General features: G+C 46.9%; 16 protein-coding genes. 15 read left to right on the top strand and 1 reads right to left on the bottom strand.

The window, feature by feature from the left end; genetic code table 11:
* Window positions 1-4 precede the first annotated feature (4 nt).
* The 14 genes from fsa (at window position 5) to ACWB0I_RS17825 (ending at window position 12,102) form a co-directional block, all read left to right on the top strand.
* On the top strand, window positions 5-658 hold the full coding sequence (gene fsa / locus ACWB0I_RS17760; RefSeq protein WP_479389427.1) for a fructose-6-phosphate aldolase: 654 nt from the start codon (window positions 5-7) through the stop codon (window positions 656-658).
* A 61-nt stretch (window positions 659-719) separates the two neighbouring features.
* Window positions 720-1,919 (top strand): S1C family serine protease, encoded by a 1,200-nt coding sequence (locus ACWB0I_RS17765; RefSeq protein WP_479389428.1) that lies wholly within the window; start codon window positions 720-722, stop codon window positions 1,917-1,919.
* A gap of 185 nt (window positions 1,920-2,104) precedes the next feature.
* Window positions 2,105-2,752 carry a phosphatidylserine decarboxylase family protein gene (locus ACWB0I_RS17770; protein ID WP_479389429.1) on the top strand — a complete coding sequence of 216 codons (648 nt, stop codon included), beginning with the start codon at window positions 2,105-2,107 and terminating at the stop codon, window positions 2,750-2,752.
* Window positions 2,749-3,477 carry a CDP-diacylglycerol--serine O-phosphatidyltransferase gene (gene pssA / locus ACWB0I_RS17775; protein WP_479389430.1) on the top strand — a complete coding sequence of 243 codons (729 nt, stop codon included), beginning with the start codon at window positions 2,749-2,751 and terminating at the stop codon, window positions 3,475-3,477. The genes ACWB0I_RS17770 and pssA overlap by 4 nt, the downstream gene beginning before the upstream one ends.
* A gap of 120 nt (window positions 3,478-3,597) precedes the next feature.
* On the top strand, window positions 3,598-3,849 hold the full coding sequence (locus tag ACWB0I_RS17780) for a Sec-independent protein translocase subunit TatA/TatB (RefSeq protein ID WP_479389431.1): 252 nt from the start codon (window positions 3,598-3,600) through the stop codon (window positions 3,847-3,849).
* A gap of 1 nt (window position 3,850) precedes the next feature.
* Window positions 3,851-5,269 carry an Asp-tRNA(Asn)/Glu-tRNA(Gln) amidotransferase subunit GatA gene (gene gatA / locus ACWB0I_RS17785; protein WP_479389432.1) on the top strand — a complete coding sequence of 473 codons (1,419 nt, stop codon included), beginning with the start codon at window positions 3,851-3,853 and terminating at the stop codon, window positions 5,267-5,269.
* A 30-nt stretch (window positions 5,270-5,299) separates the two neighbouring features.
* On the top strand, window positions 5,300-6,739 hold the full coding sequence (gene gatB / locus ACWB0I_RS17790) for an Asp-tRNA(Asn)/Glu-tRNA(Gln) amidotransferase subunit GatB (protein WP_479389433.1): 1,440 nt from the start codon (window positions 5,300-5,302) through the stop codon (window positions 6,737-6,739).
* Between the two features lie 5 nt (window positions 6,740-6,744).
* The gene (locus ACWB0I_RS17795) at window positions 6,745-7,206 is read left to right on the top strand and encodes a methyltransferase family protein (protein WP_479389434.1); all 462 of its coding nucleotides are present in this window, start codon (window positions 6,745-6,747) and stop codon (window positions 7,204-7,206) included.
* 10 nt (window positions 7,207-7,216) lie between these two features.
* On the top strand, window positions 7,217-7,960 hold the full coding sequence (locus ACWB0I_RS17800; protein WP_479389435.1) for a hypothetical protein: 744 nt from the start codon (window positions 7,217-7,219) through the stop codon (window positions 7,958-7,960).
* Window positions 7,957-8,871, top strand: coding sequence for an isoaspartyl peptidase/L-asparaginase (locus ACWB0I_RS17805; RefSeq protein ID WP_479389436.1), 915 nt, complete (start codon window positions 7,957-7,959; stop codon window positions 8,869-8,871). The genes ACWB0I_RS17800 and ACWB0I_RS17805 overlap by 4 nt, the downstream gene beginning before the upstream one ends.
* A gap of 101 nt (window positions 8,872-8,972) precedes the next feature.
* Window positions 8,973-9,815, top strand: a complete 843-nt coding sequence (locus ACWB0I_RS17810) for a geranylgeranylglycerol-phosphate geranylgeranyltransferase (RefSeq protein WP_479389437.1) — start codon at window positions 8,973-8,975, stop codon at window positions 9,813-9,815.
* Between the two features lies 1 nt (window position 9,816).
* Complete coding sequence (locus ACWB0I_RS17815) at window positions 9,817-10,425, top strand: Maf family protein (protein ID WP_479389438.1); 609 nt, start codon at window positions 9,817-9,819, stop codon at window positions 10,423-10,425.
* A 15-nt stretch (window positions 10,426-10,440) separates the two neighbouring features.
* On the top strand, window positions 10,441-10,815 hold the full coding sequence (locus ACWB0I_RS17820) for a response regulator (RefSeq protein ID WP_479389439.1): 375 nt from the start codon (window positions 10,441-10,443) through the stop codon (window positions 10,813-10,815).
* 81 nt (window positions 10,816-10,896) lie between these two features.
* A complete protein-coding gene (locus tag ACWB0I_RS17825) occupies window positions 10,897-12,102 on the top strand; it encodes a hemolysin family protein (protein ID WP_479389462.1) in 1,206 nt (401 codons plus the stop codon).
* Between the two features lie 34 nt (window positions 12,103-12,136).
* Here ACWB0I_RS17825 and ACWB0I_RS17830 read toward each other — a convergent pair whose 3' ends face one another.
* On the bottom strand, window positions 12,137-12,241 hold the full coding sequence (locus tag ACWB0I_RS17830; protein WP_479389440.1) for a 30S ribosomal protein THX: 105 nt from the start codon (window positions 12,239-12,241) through the stop codon (window positions 12,137-12,139).
* Window positions 12,242-12,599: 358 nt separating this feature from the next.
* Between ACWB0I_RS17830 and ACWB0I_RS17835 the strand changes: the two genes are divergently transcribed.
* Window positions 12,600-13,799, top strand: coding sequence for a trans-sulfuration enzyme family protein (locus ACWB0I_RS17835; protein ID WP_479389441.1), 1,200 nt, complete (start codon window positions 12,600-12,602; stop codon window positions 13,797-13,799).
* The last annotated feature ends 129 nt before the right edge of the window (window positions 13,800-13,928 follow it).

The raw sequence follows: 13,928 nt of genomic DNA on the forward strand, positions 1-13,928 counted from the left end.
AACAATGAAGTTTTTTATCGATACAGCCAACATAGATCAGATTAAAGAAGCCGCCAGTTTAGGTGTACTGGATGGCGTGACCACCAATCCTACCCTGGTTTCCAGAGAACAGGGCGAACCCCGTCAGATTTACCGGGCTATTTGTGAAATTGTTGACGGTCCGGTCAGCGCCGAAGCCGTCTCCCTGGATGCCGACGGAATGGTTAAAGAAGGGCAGGAACTGGCTGCCATTCATGAGAATATTGTGGTTAAAATTCCAATGACCAAAGAGGGCCTCAAGGCCGTTAAACGTTTGAGCGAGCAGGGCATCAAAACCAATGTTACCCTGGTCTTCAATCCCATTCAGGCCCTGCTGGCTGCCCGGGCCGGTGCCACCTTTGTCAGTCCCTTTGTGGGACGCCTGGATGATATCGCCACGCCGGGCATGGAGTTGATCGGACAGATTAAACAGATTTTTGACAACTATCTCATCGAAACGGAGATCATTGTGGCCAGCATCCGCCATCCCATGCACGTGGTTGAAGCAGCCATGTACGGCGCGGACATTGCTACCATCCCCTTTGCCGTGATTGAGAAAATGATCAAACATCCGTTAACGGATATTGGCATAGAGCGTTTTTTAGCCGATTGGCAGAAAGTTCAGGCCAGTGCAAAATAACGAACTAATCTAAAACGAGTTGAAGTGCAACGTAAATCCATTTAAATAAAAGCGAGTTAACATGCGAACATCAATTAAGGTCCTTTTTTGGGTGGCGCTCGGTATTTTAGCCGGTGTCCTGCTGCGGGAGTACCTGCCCCTGCACACAGCAGAGCAAAAAGAGAATATCGACACTTCTTTTGTAACTCGGGCTCAGGCACAAAATGCAAATTCCGAATCTGAGTCGGTTTCCAGTCATCGCCAGAATGCGATTACGCGCGCTGTGCAAAGAGTAACGCCAGCCGTGGTTTCGGTCAACGTTACCAAGATTAATCGCTATGTGCAGCGTAATCCTTTTTTAGACGATCCCTTCTTCCGCCAGTTCTTCCCGGAACTATTCAACGACCGGATCATCGAACAACCGGTGGAATCCATTGGTTCGGGGTTTTTTATCTCTGAAGATGGCTATGTGGTGACCAATGAGCATGTGATTGGTGACGCTACAGAAATTGTGGTGGCCATGGCCGACGGCTCCGAGCTGCCAGCAAAATTAATTGACCGCGATCGAGTTTCTGATATTGCGCTCTTAAAAGTAAAGGGCCATTTTCCCTGTATTAAATTTGGCGATTCCGATCAGGTGCTCATTGGCGAGTGGGCCATTGCCCTGGGCAATCCCTTTGGTCTGTTTGTCAAAAATCAGCCTACGGTAACCGTGGGCGTTGTCAGCGCCGTTAACCGAGATTTTTCGCCTCTGGAAGGCCGCATTTACGAAGATATGATCCAGACCGATGCCGCCATTAATCCGGGCAATAGCGGTGGCCCTTTGTGCAATGCCGATGGCGAGGTGATCGGCATGAATACTTTCATCTTAACCGGCGATCCGCAATCGCACGGTTCTGTTGGCGTTGGTTTTGCCATTCCCAGCAATCGCATCCGGCAGGTGGTTGAAAAACTGAAACGCCGTCAGGGCAAGGATACCAATGTCTGGATTGGCATGTACGTTTCCAACCTCAATGCTTACATCGCGCGATCGTTGGGCTATCCTTCGACCAAGGGCGTTTATGTTCGGCGCATCGATCATAATAGTCCGGCTGAAAAAGCGGGCGTGCAATTGGGCGATATTATTGTGGAAATTAATGGCGAACAGGTGAATGACTATTCCGATGCCCAGGCCATCATTTTGTCGCTGGACTTACGGGTTGGTGATCGAATGCGCTTAAAGGTCTGGCGCCAGGGGAAATGGCTGGAGCTTGATCTGGTGCTGGAAAAATATCCGGAATAGGGGTAAAAGTAAACAGCCGCCGGGCTGAAGGTTGTTGCACGCATTAAAACGCAGGGTAAGAGAAAAAATTGCATTACGTTAAACAGCGAATTAAAATGTGCCTGGCGAGGCCCTGCAGCATTTAAACGGTTCACAAGCCGGCAATATGTTTGTTGAAAAAACTTTTTGAGAAGGAAACCAATTCAATGATTGCCAGAGAAGGAATACCGGTCATTTTATGGACTGGCCTAATCTTTTTACTTTTTTTGATTTTGTCGCTCATCTTCCGCAATGTCTTTTTGTGGGCGGCGAGCGCTTTGCTCTTTGTGGTGTTCATCTTCCACTTCTTCTTTTTTCGCGACCCTGAACGATCGTTTAATGGGCCGGAAACAGCCATTGTGGCTCCGGCCGATGGGACGGTTATCCTGATCGAAGATGTCTTTGAACCCAGTTACATTCAGGGCCCGGCCAAAAAGATCAGCATCTTCATGTCCATTTTTAACTGTCATGTGAACCGCATTCCGGCCACCGGAACGGTGGAGTTTTTGCAACATAAAGACGGAAAGTTTCTGAATGCGATGAATCATCGCACAGGCGATGAAAATGAACAGCAAATGATTGGCATTCAGACTCGATGGGGAAAAATCTTTTTTAAACAGATTGCCGGTCTGATTGCCAGGCGCATTGTTTGCAAGCTGGAAGCGGGTCAAAAAGTACAGCGTTCTCAACGCTTTGGAATGATTCGCTATGGCTCACGACTGGACGTATTTTTGCCAGCCAACGCAAAGGTAACCGTGCAGTTAAATCAAAAAACGGTTGCCGGAGAAACCATAATCGGAGAATTCAATCCATGATTAAAATTCCACGTACCATTGTTCCCAGCTTTTTTACCATTGGCAATATGTTCATCGGCTTCATGGCTGTTATTTATGCCGTACGCAATGAAAACGTCGTCCTGTCTTCCTGGTTAATTTTGCTTTGTGCTTTCTTAGACACCATGGACGGTCGTGTAGCCCGTTTTACCGGAGCCAGCAGCCGTTTTGGGGTAGAGTACGATTCTCTGGCTGACGTGGTGTCCTTTGGTATGGCCCCCTCGGTTCTCATCTATCTGTTCTTTTTCCACAATTGGGGTAACGTTGGTTTGTTTATCAGTTTTTTCCCTCTGCTGTTCGCCAGCATTCGCCTGGCGCGCTTTAACGTGGAATTGGAGGGGTTTGAAAAAACCGCTTTTACCGGTTTACCTTCACCGGCGGCGGCCATTACCCTGGCCTCGTACCTGATCTTTGTGAATACCTATTTCCCTGGACAGCATTTTCCTCGCTTTCTTTTTATCTTGACCGTGTCGGTATCGGTGCTAATGGTGAGCACCATTCGTTATGAAGTGATGCCCAAATTGACCATCAGAGGAACTTTCGGACAAAAAGTGGTGTTTGGATTAATGGTTGTCGTTGTGCTGAGTTTACTGATTGAACCCAATACGCTTTTATTGCCCTATTCTTTGCTGTATGTACTGAGCGGTCTGTTACGTTTCCTGTTTCGGTTGAGTCAGGGCAAACGGTTGGGAGGCAAAAGGGCCTGATGGCGGTTGCTGGCCGATTGGCCTCAGGTTGTGCTTCAATCTGGCCAAAAGTTAAATTTTGAAAATTTTATTCATTGATGTAATTTATTACGATCAAAAACAAAAAAAAGAGGTGAAACAATGTTTGGTATTGGCACATCAGAACTTTTAATCATTCTGTTTATTATTTTGTTGGTTTTTGGCTCAAAAAAATTACCTGAACTGGCCCAGGGCCTTGGCCGTGGAATTCGTGAATTTAAAAAGGCTACCAATGAGATTCAGGATGAACTGGATTTAAATAAGCCGCTGGAATCACCTACTTCAGAAAAGACAAAAGTAAGGGATGAAGAAAAAACCGACGATGAGTCCGAGACCACCAGAGAAAAAGAGTAGAATGTCCATAGCTCAAATTGTACAACAGGTCAAACAAAACCAGCTCAGCCCGCTGCAGCGTGTTGAACACGCTCTGGCCATCATTGAACAAAACAAACACCTGAATGCTTTTACCCAGGTTTTTGCCCATCAGGCCCGCCAGCAGGCTATCGAGTTGGAAAAACAACTGGCTGCCGGAAAGGATCCAGGGCCGTTAACCGGCGTTATTCTGGCCATTAAAGACAACATCAATATTGCCGGCGAACGCACCACCTGCGCCAGTAAAATCCTGGAAAATTTTGTCTCACCATTTGACGCCACCGTTATCGAACGTCTCCGTGCGGCTGGAGCCATCTTTATTGGCAAAACCAATATGGACGAATTTGCCATGGGGTCATCCAGCGAAAGCTCCTATTTTGGCGCGGTTAAAAATCCCTTTAATCCGCAATATGTTGCCGGCGGTTCGAGCGGCGGTTCGGCTGTGGCCGTGGCCCTTGGCGCCTGCGATGCCGCTTTGGGCAGCGAAACCGGAGGGAGCATCCGGCAACCGGCTTCGTTCACGGGCCTGGTGGGGATTAAACCGACCTATGGTCGCGTCTCGCGTTTTGGCCTGGTGGCGTACGCCTCTTCTCTGGATCAGATTGGAGTATTTGCCCGTAGTTCAGAAGATGTTGCCCGCGTGCTTCAGATTATTGCCGGACACGATGTGCGCGATTCCACCTCTGCAAAAACGGAAGTGCCGGATTACACGCAGTGGTTGAACAGACCGCCCGAAAATTTTAAAATAGGGCTGCCCAGGCAGTATTTTGCCGAAGGGGTGGATGAAGAGATTCGTAACGGCGTGTTAGGCTTGGCCAACACCTTAAGCCAGAGTGGCATGCAGGTCGAAGAGTTTGATCTCCCGCTTACGCGCTATGCCATTGCTACCTATTACATTATTGCCACGGCCGAAGCGTCTTCCAACCTGGCCCGTTACGATGGCGTACGATATGGCTACCGGGCGCCCAATGCCCAGGACATACAAGAGATGTACGCTTTAACGCGCAGCGAGGGTTTTGGCCAGGAAGTAAAACGCCGCATTTTGCTGGGCACCTATGTGCTCTCTGCCGGTTATTACGATGCCTATTACAAAAAAGCCATGCAGGTGCGTCGTCTGATTAAAGAGGAACTCAATAGCGCTTTTGAACAATTTGATTTGATTATTACACCCACCACACCAACCACCGCCTTTAAATTAGGCGAAAAAATCGATGATCCGTTAACCATGTATTTAATGGATATTTACACAGTAACGGCCAATCTGGCTGGAATTTGCGCGATCAGTTTGCCGGCCGGAAATCACTCTAACGGAATGCCTTTCGGGATGCAGGTGATGGCCCCAGCTTTCAAAGAAGAGCGCCTCTTTCAAATCGGAAATTTAATCGAATCAGAGATTCTTTAAGTTTACATGGAAAAAAGGTACGAAACAAACATGGAATTTGAAGCAGTCATTGGACTGGAAGTTCACACCCAGTTACGAACCGAAACCAAAATTTTTTGTGGATGTAGCGCTCAATTCGGCGCAGAGCCCAATTCTCAAACCTGCCCGGTTTGCCTTGGTATGCCCGGCGTGCTGCCGGTGTTAAATAAAAAAGTGGTGGAATTCGCCGTTTTATTGGGGCTGGCCACCAACTGCCGCATTCGCCGTTACAATCGCTTTGCCAGAAAAAACTACTTCTATCCCGATTTGCCAAAAGGCTACCAGATTTCCCAGTTTGAAGAACCCATCTGTGAAAATGGCTATTTAGAAATTGAAACCGAGCAGGGCAAAAAACGTGTGGGACTGATTCGCATTCACATGGAAGAAGATGCCGGTAAATCGGTTCATGAAGAATCTTATGTCCAATCGGACGAGACGCTGATTGATCTTAATCGGTGCGGAGTTCCGCTGTTAGAAATTGTCAGCGCTCCGGAAATCCGATCTCCTCAGGAGGCCCATGCCTACCTGACCACCTTACGGCAACTGGTTCGCTATCTGGGCATCAGCGACGGAAACATGGAGGAAGGCAGCTTTCGTTGCGATGCTAATATCAGCGTCCGGCCACTGGGACAGAAAGAATTTGGTACGCGCACGGAACTGAAAAACATGAACTCCTTTGCGCACGTGCAAAAAGCGCTGGAATTTGAGATCGAACGCCAGACTGAACTGCTCAGGGCCGGTAAGCAGGTGGAACAACAAACCCTACTCTGGGATGCCGATAAAAACATGGCTCTGCCCATGCGCGGTAAGGAAGAATCCCACGATTACCGCTATTTTCCGGAACCCGACCTGGTGCCGATCCGTATTGACATGCCCTGGTTCCATTCCATCCAGGCCGCTTTGCCTGAACTGCCGCAGCAAAAGTTTGCGCGCTTTGTCCGGGATTACCAGTTGCCCGATTACGACGCCCGCTTGCTGACCGAAAGCCGCGAGATGGCCGATTATTTCGAGCAAGTTGCTGCCCTGTTTGATGATTTTAAAATGATTAGTAACTGGATGCTTGGCGAAATTGCCCGCGTTTTAAATGAACAAAAGATTACCATTAGCCAGCTATCACTGAAGCCAGAAGTGTTAGCCGATCTCTTAAAGGCCATTAAAAATAACGTGATCAGTACCAGCGCCGCCAAAAAGGTTTTTGACTATTTGCTAAAGCACCAGAGTAGCGTTCAGCAGGCCATTGAAACCCTGGGCCTCAGGCAGATTTCTGATGAAGGCCAGATTGAACAATTGGTCGATCAGGTTATTGCCCAACATCCGGCGGAAGTGGAAAGTTTTAAAGCCGGTAAAACCAAAATCATCGGTTTTTTGGTGGGCCAGGTCATGCGTCTCTCAAAAGGCAAGGCCAATCCTCAACTGGTGAATCAGTTGTTGCAGAAAAAATTGAATGGATAAGAACAATGCCGGCAAAAGATGGTGAACATCCTTATGGCCATCCTGGACAATTGCTTTTTTTGTTCATTTTCATGGGCGCCCTGCTTCTGGACAAATTCTATTTTAAAATGACCTGGCTGCCTTTGCGCTGGCTGCGCCTGACCGCGGCTGTTGTCCTGTTGCTGCTTTCATTGGTTTTAATGTACGCCGGGCACAAAGCCCTGTTTCATAACAAGCCTGCCAGCAGCCTGATTACAAACGGTGTTTTTAAATTTGTTCGCCATCCACTCTATTTGTCCATCCTGTTGTTCTACTTTTCCTTTACCCTGTTCTTTAATTCCAGGTTGGGATTGATTCTTTTGTTGCCTGGTTTCGCGTTGTACAATTTCCTGGCCGCTTACGAAGAGCAATTTCTGAGCAAAAAATTTCCGGATGCTTATGCGGCCTACAAAAAACGAACCGGGCGCTGGTGGCCTAAATTAATATAGGGAGCCTTTCATGAAGGCCAATCGAATCCGGACTGCCGTTTTTCTGGCTGCGCTTCTTTTTTCGTCTGCTCTGGCGCAGGATTCCAGCAAAACAGACATTCTGGGTATCAGGCCCCATTGGCTCCAGCTGGCTCCTTTGCGCCTGTCGGGCGATTCTCTGCATTTGCAGTTCAAACGTCCAGATCACGTTTTAAAAGTTCCCGGTCAATTTTACGATTTAAAGCATGTCATGCCTGAAAATAAAATGCTGTGGGATTATCGGGAAAGTTCGTATTACACGCCCCTGTGGGTGCGAAACAAGATGGCGCGCATTATGAATCGTCCCGGGCCAGGAGAAGTGTTGCCGCTTTTCCCGCTGGCTCTGATCGCCGCCCGATTGGCCTTGCAACAAATGGAGATTAACAAAAAGATTGCCATCAAGCCACAGGATTATTTAATTGACCGCAAATATTGGCCTATTCTCAAGGCATTATGGGAAAGGTCTCCGCAAAGCGCTGAACAGCTCTATGCCATCAAGGAGATTAGCCGCAGTCGTACCTTAAATGTTTTAAAACAGGATTTGCAATTTCTGGTGAACCAGAAACTACTGAAGCGACGGATGATTCCTGGACAAGATACCCTCTATTTTGTAGCACAGAGCAGGGGGCAGGCGCTATTGCTTCTAAAAAATGCGCTGCAGAATGATCAGTTTACGATGCCCCAAAAGATGAAGTTTCTGGAATTGAAAAATTATCTGACCGGAGAAGGAGATTGAAACGTTTCATGGAAGCCAGGTTAATGGTTCATGGCGGCGCCTGGGATATTCCTGAGCAAATGCACCAGGAACACCTGGAGGGCATTGAACAGGCCCTGCGCATTGGGCAACACATTCTAAAGACGGAGGATAATGCGCTAAAGACGGTTCTAAAAGTCATCAAATTTTTGGAAGACGTTCCTGTTTTTGATGCCGGCAGAGGTTCCTTTTTGAATGCCGCCGGCCAGGTAGAGATGGATGCCGGACTGATGGTTGGCCAGGATCGGTCAAGTGGCGCGGTGGCCGCCATTCAAAATATCGCTCATCCCATTGAGGCCGCGGAACTGGTTCGCAGGAAAACACAGCACATTTTGTTGGTGGGCCAGGGCGCCACTGCCTTTGCGCATCAACAGGGGTTGGCTCCGGTTAAAACCGTTGAACTGCTGGTAGGCCGCGAAAAAGAGCGCTATTTAAAGATGAAAAAGAAGAGACGGGTGCGCATTAAAACGTTTTTTGAAAAAGGGGGCCGTTCCGACACGGTGGGCGTGGTGGCCATCAATTCTAAGGGGCAGATCGTGGCCGGCACCTCTACCGGCGGAACGCCGTTCAAACTACCTGGCCGCGTGGGCGATTCGCCCATTGTTGGAGCAGGATTTTACGCAGACGACCGCTGGGGCGGCGCATCGGCTACCGGCTGGGGTGAGGGCATCTTAACCATCGGCCTGTCTGCTTTGGCCGTTCGCCTTTTAGAGCAGGGACTGAACTCCAAACAAGCCGCTGAACAGGCGATTGCCAGTTTAAAAGAACAGACGGATGGTGAAGGCGGCCTTATTTTAATTGATAAACAGGGTGAGATAGGCTATGCTTACAATACACCCTACATGGCCGTAGGAGCAGCCAGCAGCGAGCGTATCTTTTTTGTCCGCGTGTAATACCTTCTTTAGTTTTAGCCCTTGACTTAAATTCGGAATTACGATAATATCTGGTGTTGTGCTGTTAAATTAAACAAAGTCAGGCAAAGGCAATCAGAACCATGAAACTCAAACGCCAGATTAAAGACTACTGGCAAATCAGTCGTCCTTTAAATGTTTTTATTGCCATGTTGACCATCTGGGTGGCGGCCTTTATTTCACCGCAATTTCATGCCACTTACAGGTTATGGCTGGCCATGATGGTCGCTGGATTAATGACTGCCGGGGCCAATATCATCAACGATGTTTTCGACGTAGAAATCGATCGCATCAATAAGCCTCAACGTCCTTTGCCTTCCGGACGCATGACGGTCAGGGAGGCCTGGGTTTATTTTGCAATCAGCGACCTTCTGGCCCTGGTCTTTGCCGCTTTCTGCGGTCTGAACATGTTCTTAATGGCTGCTTTCATCGGTCTTTTACTGGTGATTTACAGCATGTACTTTAAACGCACCGTTCTGTGGGGCAATTTATCCGTCAGCCTGGCCGGGGCTGCGGCTTTTGTGTACGGGGCCATGTCTGTCGGATCGTGGCAAGCCGGATTGATTCCAGCTCTTTTTGCCTTTTTGTTTCATTTAGGACGGGAAATCATTAAAGATATGCAGGACCTGGAGGGCGACGTTCAAAATCAAAGCATCACCTTCCCGGCCCGCTTTGGACTGAAACCAGCCATTGTTCTGATTAATTTTATTTTTCTATTGTTGATTGTGCTTACGTTTTTACCTTATATTCTAAAAGTTTACGATGCTACCTATTTATGGGTCGTTTGCCTGGGCGTAAATACGGTTCTGATTTTTGTCAGCGCCTTTCTCTGGATCAAAAACGATTCAATAACTCTGGGTAAATTGAGCCATCTTTTGAAGCTGGACATGTTTGTTGGATTATTAGCCATCTATTTGGGAAGTTAAGATGTTGTTTTCATTGTTGGAGTGTCTGGATCGTCTGGATATTATTTTAGCCTCGGCTTCGCCCAGACGATTTGAACTGTTAAAACAAATTGGCCTGAATTTTAAAGTAATCCCTCCAGAATTTTCGGAAGAACAGACGCATGGGATGGGGCTGGAGACTCTGGTCAAGCACAATGCTAAAAACAAGGGCCAGGAAATTGCCAGGCGCCATCCGGAGGCTCTGGTGATCAGCGCCGATACCATTGTGGCCCTGGATAGCCAGGTTCTCGGTAAACCGCAAGACGAAGAGGATGCTTTCAGGATGTTGCAGTTACTGAGTGGAAAAACGCATCAGGTGTACACCGGGGTGGGGCTCTTCCTGCAAAGGTACGAAGGATTAAAGTTAGACGCCGTTTGTACGAATGTAACTTTTCGTAGTTTAAGCGAAGATGAGATTCTGGCCTATATCAATACCGGCGAACCGTTTGACAAGGCCGGGGCTTACGGAATACAGGGCCAGGGCGCTTTGCTGGTAGAAAAAATTGAGGGTTGTTACTACAATGTGGTCGGTTTTCCGCTGGCCAGATTCTATTTAATGTTAAATGAATTTCTGAATCACTATGTACTGTAGTAAGAATTGGTGAACATGAGGCAGAAAAAAAGAATTCTAATGATCGACGATGATAAACACATGCATCGTATTTTGCAATTGTACCTGCGCGACAAAGAGGTGGAAGTGGTTGGCGTCATCAGTGGCCGCATGGCCCTGCACAAAATCGAGGAAGAACCCTTTGACCTGATTCTGACCGATATTCAAATGCCAGGAATGGACGGTAAGAAGCTCATCCAGAAAATACGAGAAAAATTCCCCAATATGCCTATCCTGATCATCTCGGCTTATGAAGAAGAAAAATTCCAGGATGAAATCAATGCCTCAACAAATATTCAGATGGTCTCAAAACCGTTTGATCAAAGTACCATTCTACAAAAGATCGATCTCCTCCTTCAATTAAACCATTAAAAACGGATCATATTAAAATTGAAAAATAGTGGATTAATTTGGTAATTTCTGCAAGTTGAATTTAATGTTGCGTATGTGTTGATGAATTTAATCCTGGCCATTTTGGGCTTGCTGCTTTCATTCTTGTTTGCCGGAGCCGAGGCTGCTTTTACGGTGTTTAACAAGTTACGCCTGGAAATCTGGAAAAAACAAAGAATCAGTTTGATTAAACCCCTGGTCTATTTTCAGGGCCATCCGGAAGATTTCTTTTCTACCATTCTGTTCGGTAACAACATCGCTAACATATTGACTACCACCTTTGCAACCGTGTTATTGATTCAATATCTGGACGAAGGGAGCTCCTGGTTGTTAATTACTGCCCTGGTTCTTATCTTCGGTGAAATCATTCCTAAAAGTCTGTTCCGCAGTCTGGTGAATCAGCTGATCCGACCGATTATCTTTCTCATCTTTTTGTTTTTTCTTTTGTTTAGACCGGTCATCAGTTTTTTGAATTTTTTAGTCGATTTATTTCTCAATGTGTTTCAAATTAAACATGAAACCACACGCGATTTTTATTCTAAAGACGAGTTGCAGTTGTTGATTAAAGAGGGCTATGGTGGGGGACCGGAAAAAAAACCGGAATTGAATTACATCGACAATATTCTGCATTTTCAAAATATTAAAGTAAAAGAAGCCATGACCCCGCGAACCGAGATGGTGGTTGCGCCTGTCAATCTTTCTGTGGAAGAATTGAAAGATCTGTTCATTAAACATAATGTCATGCATATTCCCATCTATGAAGGAAATTTAGACAACGTAGTGGGTATTGTTTTTCTCTGGGAATTGTTTAACGGAGCGAAAGACGTGAACGATATTTTATCGCCTCTGGAAATCGTTCCAGAAAATTTGAGCTGCGCGCGTTTGATGCAGGAATTTAAAGCCCGCAACACATCGGTTGCCCTGGTGGTTGACGAACATGGGGGAACGGCTGGTCTGGTAACCATGGATGATCTGATTGACACGATGTTTGGCGATTTCCCGGAAGCCACTGAGGAATTGCCGAAAATCAAGAGATTGAATGATCACACCTGGCTGATGGATGGGAATTTTCCCCTGGACGAGCTAAATGAGATCACGAATCTTGAATTTCCTTTAGGCGATTACGAGACAGTTGCCGGCCTGGTGCTTGACAGATTAGGGCACATTCCTCAAAAAGATGAGCAAGCTGTTTTTGATGATTTCAGAGTGGTGGTCGTGGAAGCCAGTCAGCGCCGTATTAAACAGGTTAAGTTGATCAAGAACCTGTAATAAAAAAGCCGCCGGCCAGGGCGACTTAATCTGTTCAGGCTTTCTGCTCTGTTTTCTTTTTTCTTCTGCGTGGACGTGTTTTGCCGTAAGAGCCTCTGAAAATTTTACCACGCCGTGTTCTGCGATCGCCTTTTCCCATTTGACCTCCATTTGTTTAACCGTTCTCAGATTGAATTTAATTATTTTTGGAAAAACAGGCAAGTGCCGAGCAATGTTAATAAAGAAATTGCGCGCTTTGCATCTGGTAATTCATTAAGATTACCCGCTTGCAGTAGCGAAACATCCACAAAGTGTCCGGAACCGTCATAAAGAAGGCCAAAATAGAGAGGGAACAATTTTAGGCGGAAGGCGCTTAAAAACCGAGCTCTTAATACAGACAAAAAGAAGCCTGAACCTGGTCAATAGGTCTATTTCTAGTGACCTGAAAAAATTGATTTTAAATGTATCTCCTTCTATATTATTTATGTAGATAACTGCACATTAATTCGGAGAAAAGTATGGAAAACGCGGATTTAAAAAAGTATTCTTTTGCCACTCTTTGTGTTCATGGCTCCGGCGGAGCCGATCCTGCCACAGGTGCCATTAGCGTGCCTATCTACCAGAGTTCGACGTTTAAATTTAAGAGCGCCAAACATGGTGCACAGTTATTTTCCGGTGAAAAAGAGGGCTATGTTTACACGCGTCTTGGTAATCCGACTCAAGCGGCTTTTGAAAGAGAAATGGCTTTTTTGGAAGGGGGCGAAGCCGCTCTGGCCTTTGCTTCTGGCATGGGCGCCATTTCCTCTGTGATCTTTGCCTTCTGTCAGGCCGGTGACAATTTTGTTTCCACCAACACCCTGTACGGGGGCACACACAATCTTTTTAAAGAAACGTTGCCCCGCTTTCAGATCGAAGCCAGAGAAGTGGATTCCACCAACCTGGAAAATATCATTAACGCCATTGATGACAAAACCAGACTTTTGTACATAGAAACGCCGGCCAATCCAACTTTGACTATTACTGATCTTAAAGCCTGTGCCAAAATTGCCCAGGATTACCATATCCCTCTGGTGGTGGACAATACATTTTCTACTCCCTATTTTCAACGCCCACTGGAATTGGGGGCCGATGTGGTCATCCATTCGGCTACAAAATACATTGGAGGCCATGGAGATACGGTCGCTGGTGTGGTGGTCGGTAAAAAGGATTTTATTGACGAATTACGCGCCAAATATTTGCGTGACCTGGGAGCCGTGATCAGTCCATTAAATGCCTGGCTGCTGGTCCGCGGTTTGAAAACACTGGCCGTTAGAATGGAGAAGCACCAGCAAAATGCAACCAAGGTGGCTAAGTTTTTGCAGTTTCATCCCAAAATTAAACGGGTCTGGTATCCCGGGCTAACCACCCATCCTCAGCATGAACTGGCTAAAAAACAGATGTCGGGTTTCGGAGGCATGGTGAGTTTTGAGATTAAAGGAGGCCGACGGGCCGGAGAGCAGTTGATGAATGCTGTTAAGCTGATTACCCTGGCTGTAAGTCTTGGCGATGTGGATTCGCTCATCGAACACCCTGCTTCCATGACCCATTCCACCTATTCGGAAGAAGAATTAGCCCAATGCGGGATCACAGAAAGTTTGGTGCGCCTGTCTGTGGGCATCGAAGACGCGCGCGATTTGATCCAGGATCTGTCTCAGGCGCTGCGTAAAGTTAAAGTTTAAATTTTAAATCGACCTCTGGCATTCCGGTCGGCTGACCACCGACCTTTGGCCTTCGTCCCGGAAGATCAGATGCCAGAGGTCGTTTTTCCCCATATTGAATTAAGAAGATGGAACATGGGGAAATAGAAC

The organism is Caldithrix sp. (assembly GCF_056497305.1).

Coding starts and splice junctions, on each gene's coding strand:
- fsa (WP_479389427.1), top strand. CDS start 5: ATGAAGTTTTTTATCGATACAGCCAACATAGATCAGATTAAAGAAGCC.
- ACWB0I_RS17765 (WP_479389428.1), top strand. CDS start 720: ATGCGAACATCAATTAAGGTCCTTTTTTGGGTGGCGCTCGGTATTTTA.
- ACWB0I_RS17770 (WP_479389429.1), top strand. CDS start 2,105: ATGATTGCCAGAGAAGGAATACCGGTCATTTTATGGACTGGCCTAATC.
- pssA (WP_479389430.1), top strand. CDS start 2,749: ATGATTAAAATTCCACGTACCATTGTTCCCAGCTTTTTTACCATTGGC.
- ACWB0I_RS17780 (WP_479389431.1), top strand. CDS start 3,598: ATGTTTGGTATTGGCACATCAGAACTTTTAATCATTCTGTTTATTATT.
- gatA (WP_479389432.1), top strand. CDS start 3,851: ATGTCCATAGCTCAAATTGTACAACAGGTCAAACAAAACCAGCTCAGC.
- gatB (WP_479389433.1), top strand. CDS start 5,300: ATGGAATTTGAAGCAGTCATTGGACTGGAAGTTCACACCCAGTTACGA.
- ACWB0I_RS17795 (WP_479389434.1), top strand. CDS start 6,745: ATGCCGGCAAAAGATGGTGAACATCCTTATGGCCATCCTGGACAATTG.
- ACWB0I_RS17800 (WP_479389435.1), top strand. CDS start 7,217: ATGAAGGCCAATCGAATCCGGACTGCCGTTTTTCTGGCTGCGCTTCTT.
- ACWB0I_RS17810 (WP_479389437.1), top strand. CDS start 8,973: ATGAAACTCAAACGCCAGATTAAAGACTACTGGCAAATCAGTCGTCCT.
- ACWB0I_RS17815 (WP_479389438.1), top strand. CDS start 9,817: ATGTTGTTTTCATTGTTGGAGTGTCTGGATCGTCTGGATATTATTTTA.
- ACWB0I_RS17820 (WP_479389439.1), top strand. CDS start 10,441: ATGAGGCAGAAAAAAAGAATTCTAATGATCGACGATGATAAACACATG.
- ACWB0I_RS17825 (WP_479389462.1), top strand. CDS start 10,897: ATGAATTTAATCCTGGCCATTTTGGGCTTGCTGCTTTCATTCTTGTTT.
- ACWB0I_RS17830 (WP_479389440.1), bottom strand. CDS start 12,241: ATGGGAAAAGGCGATCGCAGAACACGGCGTGGTAAAATTTTCAGAGGC.
- ACWB0I_RS17835 (WP_479389441.1), top strand. CDS start 12,600: ATGGAAAACGCGGATTTAAAAAAGTATTCTTTTGCCACTCTTTGTGTT.